Below are 7,089 nucleotides of genomic sequence, written 5' to 3'. Positions count from 1 at the left end.
GATGGCGATCTGTCTGATAAACGCCCATGAACCGGCGGCATCCACTGCGCCCTGCCATGCCAGCACGGTTAAATAATTATAAGCCTGATCGAAGGTAGAATTAACAAGGTAACGGGTACTTTTATCTTTGTTAAGGTATGTTGCTGCCAATGGGCTGTTCAGTAATGACACCCAGTGATCCTGACTTACGGGGCCATTGGTAACGGGATCACTGTCACGAGGGTCGGGCCGTTGGTTGATAAGAGAAAAAACTAATTGAATCGCCCCCTGTGAAGGATCTGTTTGCCAGGCCACGGCCTGGATAGTATAATGGTATCCTTCCTTAAAGGGATACTTAATGGCATAAGCCGTGCCCAGATTGGGAGCATTTGTACTGGCAATCTGGGTTTGCAGGGAGATTGCGCTATCGTTATGATTATAAAGCACACCCCCGGAATAAGGATAATGTTCAACCCCACCTACTTTGAACGGTCCTCCACCCGCATTGAATGTATTGCGTATCTCGGGAAGTCCGGCATTAATGTAACTAATATTTGCGCTTTGTGAAAAGGAATGCAGCGAGAAGAGTATGCCCATGACAAGGACATGCAAAAAGTACTTCATTTGCATAAGATAGAGTTTAAAAGTTTTTGGTTGGCTCAAAATGAGCGTAACAAATCTATGGGTTTTACGGTTACCTGTTTTACATATTTTGCAACATAATATAACGGTAACACACATGTATTATTAAGAATGCATATGTGGTCGAAAAATATTTCCGTGAAATAAAAAAGGCTGTCCGGGACAGCCTCTTACAAGAAAAGAACAGTGCTTTTTTTGTTATAATTTTACCGTTACATTAGCTGTAACCGTGAAAGGCATTTGCGGGCTCAATACGCCCTGGCCAACAAAGTATTTTACGTTAGTGGCGTTGTCTATTTTAACCCCGAGGCGATATCTGAGCGCATCATAGAAAACGGTGCCATTTAATAAAGTGTAAGAAGGCAGCGTGAACACACCGGTTGCAGCAGAGTTAGCCGTAAGGTGTTTGTCAACATAATTGCCACCTACACCAGCGCCCAGTCCTTTTAATTTACCGGTTGGTAAGGTATAACTGATCCAGGCATTGGCCAGGTTAGCAGGGCCGGCCGCAGCAGGACGTCGGCCATTCAACGCCGGAGCTGCCTTTGTTAATTTGCTGTCATTATAGCTGTAGCCAGCCAGTACGTTCAACCCGTCAATGGGGGTTGCCTGTACTTCCAGTTCAAAACCTTTACTACGTTGCGTGCCCTCCTGAACGGTTATATTATAGTTACGTCCATCTTTTACATACACATCTGTGAGGGTCATATTGTCGACCCTGATGTCGTAATAGCTGGCGGTCACTCTCAGGCTGTTGTTAAACAGGTCTAACTTAACGCCGCTTTCAACCTGGTTAGCCTGTTGTGGTTTCAATACACCAGATACTTCAGGGACAGGTTGGGTAACGGGGGCTACGTTGCTGAACCCGTTCATATAGTTGGCGAAAAGGGAGACTTTGTCTTTAACTACCTGGTACACCAACCCGAATTTGGGTGACACCGCCGTTTGCGTGTAACGGGTGTTGGCCAGCACGGTATCTACCGAGTGGTTACGGGTGCCCTTGCTTTCAAAACGATCTACGCGAACACTCAACAGGGCCATTAAATTTCCGGTCACATTCACCTCGTCAGCAACATAGGCGCTGTAAATACCGGATGTAGTATGGTTACGGGTTGGTGCATCCGTGCTGGCGGCTATTTTCTGATCCACTGCATAGCGGGAGATCTTTGTAAGATTTCTGTCATCATTATATGTGCCATTCACAAAATCAAAAACAATATAAGGAGAGTTGTCGTTGTTCACTCGTAAGCGAACATAATCAAGCCCCACCAGCAGGCGGTGTTTGATGGCGCCGGTGTTGAAGTTGCCGGTAAAGTTCTGCTGAATGTCTACAGTGGTATTAATAGTGTTCTGATAGGTAATGTTACGCTCCAGGGAATCATCGGTAGCTTTACGGATGAATTCATATTGGTAATAACCGTCTGACTTACGCGTATTGCTGGATAGGATGGTTTGAGATGTCCAGTTATTGTTTAATTTATACGTACCAATGGCCCGTATATTCGCCGTGGGCGTTTTCATGGTAAGGTCGTTGGTAGTATAGGAACGGTTCCAGGTAAAACCCAATTCATCGGGGGTATGCGCAACGAACTGCCGGGTACGGTTCAGGAAAATAACCGACGGACTGGTCATTTCTGCGCTATAAAATTCACCTGTTAGGTTTATTTTAAATTTATTGCTGGCGCGTAATTCAATAGCAGGCGCGAGCAACAGTGATTTTCTGGATCCGGCATCCTGCCAGCTTCCCTGGTTCTGGTAGGCAGCATTCAAACGGAATAAAACATTTCCTTCTTTATTGACCGGGCCATATATATCGGCTGTAACCCGGCTAAGATTGTAGCTGCCTGCGCTATAGGTGATCTCGCCGCCAAAAGTATCAATTGGTTTTTTCGTTACAATATTAATAAGGCCGCCAAAAGATGTTACAACCCCACCGAATAAGGTAGCCGAAGGACCCTTCAATACTTCAATTCTTTCTACGTTTATGGGGTCCATTTCACCATTTGTTTGCGCCGGTACTCCATCTACCAATGATACTTCAGTCCGGAAACCGCGCAATGAATAATAAGTAGCGCCATCGCTATTAATACCCCGGTTACCCTGAATTTTATATAAGCCAGGCGTGTTCTTTAAAATATTCCCAAAATCGGTAGTGATCTGTTCTTTTATCAGGTTATTGGAAAGAGAAGTGTATACCTGAGGATTTTCCAAACGGCTCAGGGGCATTTTGGCCGCGGTTTCACTGCCATCAGTAAGTGAACGTTTACTCGCAGCGATCACCACTTCCTGCAGGGTCGCGTGATTTTCGGTCAGCATGAAATCAGTTACTAAAATTTCTCCCTCATTAAGGGTAACGGTTTTATCAACGGATTTTAATCCAACTGCTGTAACCCGAATGGTGTAGCTGCCCGGTTTTATGCCCGTCAGTTTGTATTCACCCTGCTGGTTGGTAGCAGTTGCCCATTTTTTATTGGCAATGCCTACCGTAATGCCTTCGGCCGGTTTACCATCGGCCGTCGTTACTTTTCCCTGCAAACTGCCTTGCTGTGCCATCAATGCAGTTTGCAAACCGGTAACAAAAAATAAGAACAGGGTGAAACGTAGCATGATCTTCATTGTTTTTCATTTAATAAGTACAAATGCTATAGGGTCCTATATTTATTTTATCTAAAGCGAATGGGAGGTTTGGGTGGTACCAATAAAAAGAACCTGTTTATACGTATACTACACCGTTTTGGTTCTCCTTCCGTTACAGTGCAGGTACGACAAACAGGTAAATATTTGGTAAGGTTATAATAGTTTTTGCTAAAGCGTTATATATACATTGTTATGGTGGAAGGAGAATTAAATCGTGGTGCAAAGAAAGGGCAGGAAGGCGTTAACGGATTTACGCAATCAGGAAATTGATTTACGAGAAGGGTAACATAACGGATAAGCGAAAGGTATTATTAGTGATTTTTATATGATAAAGAAAAATCGTATTTTTAATTATGAAGTTGTCAGCAAAACATATTCATTCAAAAATGCGCCTGGCAGCCACGATCATCACTAATTCCACTTTCTTCCCTTGCTATTCTCTTACTATTGGCTTACTATTCCCTTACTATTGTCTTACCATTGGTATGCTTCATCCTGGGAGTATCTATGCTTCATCTACGGTGCATCCTGCCTTCACCCATACTGTAACTATACTGCAAACTGCCTGAGACTATACTACATATTGCCTGAGGCTATACTGCGGCACTTTCTGTCATACACTATAAACGTACGGGTGCCAGAGAGTCACAGGCCTGTATAAACAGGGCGACGATCAATTTCGTTCGTTTATGGCAGCAAATTCAAAACTTTAATGAAAAAGTTGAAGAGCTTATCACTCTTGTAGAGGATATTGGGCCGAAGTTTATTAAATGCACATCCATGACTAACTATGCCGCATTTTGATCTGACATTGAGCTATTGGTGATTCACTTTGGGGCGTATGTAGCTAGTTATGGGTCATTGTTGCGCAACTATACACCAAGGCTAACTATTATTGTGCGTTTTTGTTGCAACTATACGTCAAATAAGGTTAAGCTTTCGACCGATGTTTGTTACTGATAGGTCATCTAAGCTACTTATGAGTCAAAGTCAGCTACTGATGAGTCATAGTAAGCTATTGATGAGTCATAGTAAGTTACTTATGAGTCATAGTAAGCTACTTATGAGTCAAAGTTGGCTACTAATGACTTTTAGTAAACTACTGATGAATTATCGGGAGCTACTGGTGAATGATAATGGGCTACTGGTGAATGATAATAAACTACCGATGAATGATAGTAAGTTACTGATGAATGATAATGAGCTATTGGTGTGTGATAATAAGCCATTGATGAATCTTAGGGAGCTACTGATGCAACATTGTTGCAAAATGTAAAACTTTCCCTACATTTGTACCACACTTAGACTAAAACTCAATACTATGGCAGGAAATAACAGGTACGATGTGATCATCGTAGGGGGAAGTTATGCCGGTTTATCAGCCGCAATGTCCCTGGGCAGGTCTTTACGTAAGGTGCTTATTATCGATAGCGGTTTGCCCTGTAACCGGCAAACCCCGCATTCGCATAATTTCATTACCCATGACGGCGAAACGCCAAAAGCGATAGCTGATAAAGCCCGGGAACAGGTACTGAAATATGCAACCGTAAGTATTCAAAGCGGCCTTGCTGTGTCAGCCACCAAAGTGGAGAACGGTTTTGAACTTACTACAGCCGATGGGGCTGTGCTTGCTACCCGAAAATTGTTATTTGCCACCGGCGTGAAAGACCTGATGCCGGCTATTCCCGGTTTTGCCGAATGCTGGGGCATTACGGTTATCCATTGCCCTTACTGCCATGGGTATGAAGTAAAGCAGGAGAGAACCGGCATCATGAGCAATGGCGATATCGGTTTTGAATTTAGTAAATTGATCAATAACCTCACAAAAGAACTTACCCTTTTTACAAATGGCAAATCAACCCTATCTTTAGAGCAGCAGGAAAAACTGCAAAAGCATAATATCGCGGTGGTGGAAACGGAAATTGCAGGGTTTGAACACCGCAATGGTCAATTGGAACAGGTATTGTTGAAAGACGGTTCCGCCATGCCGTTAAAAGCGATGTACGCGAAACCCTCGTTTGAGCAACACTGCGATATCCCCGTTCAATTAGGTTGTGCGTTAACTGAACAGGGATATATAGCCGTTGATATGCTGGGCCGTATTTCTGTGCCCGGTGTATATGCCGCCGGTGATAATACAGCTATGATGCGGGCCGTTTCGCTCGCAGTAGCGGGTGGGGGCATGGCAGGCGCAGGCATCAATAAAGAACTGGTAGAAGAATCATTTTAAATATGGAAATAGTAGCCAACATATTGGTGGGCCTGGTAGCCCTGGAGCATTTGTTCATTTTGTACCTGGAAATGTTTGCCTGGGAAACAAAGGGCAAAAAAGCATTTAAGGGTTCCCTTCGCCCCGAGTTATTTGCACCCACCAAAGTGTTGGCTGCTAACCAGGGTTTGTATAATGGGTTTCTGGCCGCCGGACTCATCTGGTCATTCTTTATTACAGATCCAACCTGGAGTACCCATGTGGCGGTTTTCTTCCTTGCCTGCGTAATTGTCGCCGGGGTTTATGGCGCTCTCACCGCTACTAAAAAGATTTTCTTTATTCAGGCATTGCCTGCCTTGTTAGCCCTGGGCGCGGTGCTGCTGAAATAAGATAATGTGCCGCCATTATTCGTCAATTTGTTGATTAAATGACTGGGCATGATCTATGCTATATATAATCATCGATAGCTATTTAAACAACAACCAGTGGGAAAAATCTATTTTACCTGTTCCTTCGACGATGGCCACATTGCCGATCTGCGCCTTGCAGAATTGCTTGCCAAGTATAATATAAAAGCCACATTTTATATTCCGCGATCATGTGAGTGGTGCTCTAAAAATTTGTCTGAAAACGAGATCCGTACGCTGGCTGATCTGATTGAAGTGGGGGGACATACCATGACCCATTCCATTTTAACAAAGGTCTCTTACAAACAAGCCCGTACAGAAATTTTCGATTGCAAGCAATGGTTAGAGGATGTTACCGGAAAAGCAATTCGCTCGTTTTGTCCACCCGTTGGGCGATTTAGCAAAGAGCATGTAGCCCTGCAACGGGAAGCCGGATTTACTTCTATGCGAACTGTGGAAATGCTTACCCATTCAATGGACAGTGTAAAAAAAGTTCGTGATTTTATAATTCTGCCCACCACCTGCCAGGTGTATAATCATTCCAACATCTCCTATTTAAAGAATAATGTGAAGCGAATGAAATTCGTAAGTTATCTCTCTGCTTTGCGGTTGTTTGATTCCAACTGGGAAGCCATGAGCCGGAATTTTCTCCATTACCTGTATGCGGTTTCCCTCACCCAAAAAGAAGATCATTATTTTCATTTATGGGGGCATAGCTGGGAGATCGGCCAGTATTCCTTATGGCAATCTTTAGAACATTTTTTTAAATCCTTACAGGAGATCGGTGGCTTTGAATTCATCGACAATTCCACGTTGGCGGAACTGGTAAGGCAGAAGAATAAAGATATCGCGGTGAATGCATATTGATAAATCGATCACGCGCCAGCAAGATTTTATATATCTTAAAAACGGGGTCTCAAGAATACGAGACGCCTTTTTTTTATGGTTCAGTACAAATGGTAATGGAATATTTTCGCAGGCCTTTCAACAAGTCCAATTCACTATCACAAGCACTTTAAAGCAGGTGATCTTTTTCAGTATGGCTTCCATTTTGATATTATCGCCGGTCTCCTCCGCTTTTTTTGATTGGGTATTTAGTTGTTCTACCAGTTTTTCCAGCTCCTTGTTGTATTCATGAAAATACAATTCATACAAACAGAGGCTGCCTTTTGAAGCAACGGTCTTCAAAAAGCTACCCCGGGGTAAGCAGCCTTG

General features: G+C 43.5%; 7 protein-coding genes. 4 read left to right on the top strand and 3 right to left on the bottom strand.

The features are described 5' to 3' along the window. The coding region (locus ACJ751_RS11010) for a hypothetical protein (protein ID WP_407745544.1) at positions 1–609 on the bottom strand (609 nt) is incomplete at its 3' end. 210 nt (positions 610–819) lie between these two features. Then, positions 820–3,237 carry a TonB-dependent siderophore receptor gene (locus ACJ751_RS11005; RefSeq protein ID WP_407745543.1) on the bottom strand — a complete coding sequence of 806 codons (2,418 nt, stop codon included), beginning with the start codon at positions 3,235–3,237 and terminating at the stop codon, positions 820–822. 374 nt (positions 3,238–3,611) lie between these two features. Between ACJ751_RS11005 and ACJ751_RS11000 the strand changes: the two genes are divergently transcribed. The 4 genes from ACJ751_RS11000 (at position 3,612) to ACJ751_RS10985 (ending at position 6,741) form a co-directional block, all read left to right on the top strand. Next, on the top strand, positions 3,612–3,827 hold the full coding sequence (locus tag ACJ751_RS11000; protein WP_407745542.1) for a hypothetical protein: 216 nt from the start codon (positions 3,612–3,614) through the stop codon (positions 3,825–3,827). Between the two features lie 752 nt (positions 3,828–4,579). Beyond that, positions 4,580–5,488, top strand: coding sequence for an NAD(P)/FAD-dependent oxidoreductase (locus ACJ751_RS10995; protein WP_407745541.1), 909 nt, complete (start codon positions 4,580–4,582; stop codon positions 5,486–5,488). Between the two features lie 2 nt (positions 5,489–5,490). Then, positions 5,491–5,856 (top strand): DUF1304 domain-containing protein, encoded by a 366-nt coding sequence (locus ACJ751_RS10990; RefSeq protein WP_407745540.1) that lies wholly within the window; start codon positions 5,491–5,493, stop codon positions 5,854–5,856. Positions 5,857–5,952: 96 nt separating this feature from the next. Then, positions 5,953–6,741: a polysaccharide deacetylase family protein gene (locus ACJ751_RS10985; protein WP_407745539.1), complete on the top strand. Its 789-nt coding sequence runs from the start codon at positions 5,953–5,955 to the stop codon at positions 6,739–6,741. Between the two features lie 117 nt (positions 6,742–6,858). Here ACJ751_RS10985 and ACJ751_RS10980 read toward each other — a convergent pair. After that, on the bottom strand, positions 6,859–7,089 hold a 231-nt coding region (locus ACJ751_RS10980; protein ID WP_407745538.1), incomplete at its 5' end, for a hypothetical protein.

It is taken from the genome of Niastella sp. (genome assembly GCF_045805085.1).
GTDB lineage: Bacteria > Bacteroidota > Bacteroidia > Chitinophagales > Chitinophagaceae > Niastella.
This window is presented reverse-complemented; position numbering and strand designations above follow the sequence as displayed.